The sequence below is a fragment of the Mycobacterium sp. genome, assembly GCF_049281135.1.
In the GTDB taxonomy this organism is placed as follows: domain Bacteria; phylum Actinomycetota; class Actinomycetes; order Mycobacteriales; family Mycobacteriaceae; genus Mycobacterium.
In genome coordinates this window covers 1-2,674 of record NZ_JBAPRN010000827.1, presented here as the reverse complement: position 1 = coordinate 2,674, position 2,674 = coordinate 1, and the positions used below count along the sequence as shown (strand labels likewise).

Annotated in this window: 3 protein-coding genes and 1 pseudogene; 3 read left to right on the top strand and 1 reads right to left on the bottom strand. The window is 67.1% G+C overall.

The window, feature by feature from the left end:
- A partial coding sequence (locus WAN02_RS33020; RefSeq protein ID WP_422269567.1) for an exonuclease domain-containing protein occupies positions 1 to 566 on the bottom strand: 566 nt, incomplete at its 3' end.
- A 137-nt stretch (positions 567 to 703) separates the two neighbouring features.
- On the opposite strand from WAN02_RS33020, the gene WAN02_RS33015 reads away from it, so the two are divergent.
- The 3 genes and pseudogenes from WAN02_RS33015 to WAN02_RS33005 all read left to right on the top strand — a co-directional run.
- Entirely contained in the window at positions 704 to 955 is a 252-nt protein-coding gene (locus WAN02_RS33015; RefSeq protein ID WP_325689042.1) for a hypothetical protein, read from the top strand.
- 125 nt (positions 956 to 1,080) lie between these two features.
- On the top strand, positions 1,081 to 2,202 hold the full coding sequence (gene ripC, locus WAN02_RS33010; protein ID WP_422269566.1) for a peptidoglycan hydrolase RipC: 1,122 nt from the start codon (positions 1,081 to 1,083) through the stop codon (positions 2,200 to 2,202).
- Positions 2,203 to 2,227: 25 nt separating this feature from the next.
- A pseudogene (locus WAN02_RS33005) lies at positions 2,228 to 2,674 on the top strand (hypothetical protein); the annotation flags it as partial.

Below are 2,674 nucleotides of genomic sequence, written 5' to 3'. Positions count from 1 at the left end.
AGTGCCCGGTGGGTGGGTTGGCTGGCGACGGCGAACAGCCGCGCCAGCGCGGCCAGCCGTACGCTCGGCGCCTCTTCGCGGCTGAGCACCCGCCGGGCCAACTGGACCGTGCACAGTGTCTGCGGCCGCGACCATCGGATGGCGCATTGATCGGCCGCGGCCCGCAGGAACCCCATGTCGAACCTGGCGTTGTGGGCGACCATCACGGCGCCGCGGGCGAACTCGAGAAACATCGGCAGCACCGCGGCAATGGTCGGCGCGTCGCACACCATCGCGGTGGTGATACCGGTCAGCTGGACGATCTGCGGCGGGATGCTGCGCTGCGGGTCGACCAGGGTGGCGAACTCGCCCAGCACCACGCCGCCGCGGACTTTGACCGCGCCGATCTCGGTGATCGCGTCAGCGACCTTCCCGTCGGCGGCTGTCATGCGACCGCCGGTGGTCTCCAGGTCGACAACGACGAAAGTGGTTTCGCGCAGCAATATTTCGGCAGCCCCGTCGAGGTCGGGGAGGCTCAGCTGCTCGGCAGCGGGCGCGCCCATGGCGGCGACGTTAATCACTCGCACCGACACGGCCCGGGTTTCGGCGCGGCGCGTCGCGGCCAGAGGGCCACCCGGCCGCCGCGGGTGAACACCAAAACTTGTCGGTGCCCGCGGATAACGTCACGGCAAGACCGATGAGCAAGACGGAGAGGACCAACCAGATGGCGCATGACAGTGAGCCTGATTGGGCGGCGGCAACTCCGCCCGATTCGACAGAACCCGTGGTCATCGACTGCGACGATTGCGCGGTGCGCGGTCCCGGATGCCGTGACTGCGTGGTCAGCGTGATACTCGGGGTACCGGAAACTTTGCTGGAAGATGAGCGGGTCGCATTGGAGGTACTCGCCGACGCGGGATTGGCACCCAGGCTGCGTTTGGTGCCCATTCACCGTCAGCGGCCCGGGGTCGCCTAAGGGCGATAATCTGAAATCTTGCTGTTTTCTTAACATCTCAGAGTTGGACAAGCTCGACGCCGTTTCGTAACCTATCTGAGACCTAACGCAGATTCGGCTGTCTGGCCGGCGGGTTTTAAGGAAACATGGTTTTGCGGACAAAGCTAAATGGTGGGCGCGTGTCTTTGCGCGTCGCTAAGCGCTTTGCTATCTCGGTGCTAGCCGGACTAATTGCGCTGTCCGGGGTTGCCGCCGGCAATGTGCTGGCCGACCCGGCCAATGACGCCATGGCAAAGCTCAACGAGTTGTCCCGGCAAGCCGAGCAGACCACCGAAGCAATGCACAGCGCGCAGCTCGATCTCAACAACAAGCTGGCTGCGCAGCGGACCGCAGAGAAGAAACACAACGACGACCAGGCCGCCGCGGACGCCGCGAAAGCGCGACTGGCTACCTATCAGACCGGTATCGACAAGTTTGCCGCAGCCATGTACATGGGTGGCCGTACCGACGGCATGAACGCCATCATGACCGCCGAGTCGCCGCAGCAGCTGATCGGCAAGTTGGCCGTGCAGCGGGTGATCTCCACGGCGATGCTCACCCAGATGGCCACCTATCGCGCCACCCGCGAAGAGGCCGCCAAAGCCGAGAAGGAATCGGCGAAATCGGCCGCCGACGCCAAGACCGCCGCCGAGCAGGCAACCGCGGTGCGCGCGAGCTTGCAGTCCAAACAGAGCCGGCTCCAGCTGCAGATCGGCATCGTCAAGTCGCAGTACCTGGCGCTGAGCCCGCCCGAGCGCACCGCGTTGGCGGCGCCCGGACCAATCCCACCGGCTGCCGTGGCTGCCGCAGCCCCAGCACCTGAAGCATTGGCGCCGGGCGGCTGGCCGGGTGCTCCCGGACCGGGCGCCGGACCCGGCTCCGGCCAGGGTGCAATCGCCGTCCAGGCCGCGCTCACTCGCGTCGGTGACCCTTACTCGTGGGGTGGCGCCGCGCCGGGCGGATTCGACTGCTCGGGTCTGGTGATGTGGGCCTTCCAGCAGGCCGGCGTCGCGCTGCCGCACTCCAGCCAGGCGCTGGCGCACGGCGGCCAGCCGGTGTCGCTATCTGATCTGCAGCCTGGCGACGTGCTCACGTTCTACTCCGACGCATCGCACGCCGGCCTCTATATCGGTGACGGCCTGATGATCCATTCGTCCACATATGGCGTTCCGGTGCGGGTGGTGCCGATGAACTCCTCCGGCCCGATCTACGACGCCCGCCGCTACTAGGGGCGGACGCGGGCTACTGGCCTGCGTGTTGGCCGTCGAGCTGGTCGTCGGCGCGTTCACAGTAATCGGCCAGCGACCAGCGGCGCAGCGATCCGGGCAGCCGTCCGTCGGCCTCAGCGCGCCGCGTCGGCTGGAAATCGGCGACCGCTCGCTGGTGATGACCAACCTCGACGGGCCGCAATCACAAACCCTGCTGGCACGCGTCGCTGCCGATATGGGTCATGCCATCGATGCCGTGGAGGCCTTCTGGGGAACCGACTGGCCGCACGACGTCGACGTGGTGGCCACCGGCTCGCAGCAGCAATTCGAGGCGCGGGCCGGCGGCGGCCCGGCCGGGCAATGGGCTGATATCGCCGCCATCGCCGTGGCAGACCGTGTCGAACCCGCCCGGCGGATCGCGCTTGGTCAGCGGATAGTCTTCGCACCGGGTGCCGCCAGGATGAGTGAGTCGGCGTTGCGAATCGTGTTGAGC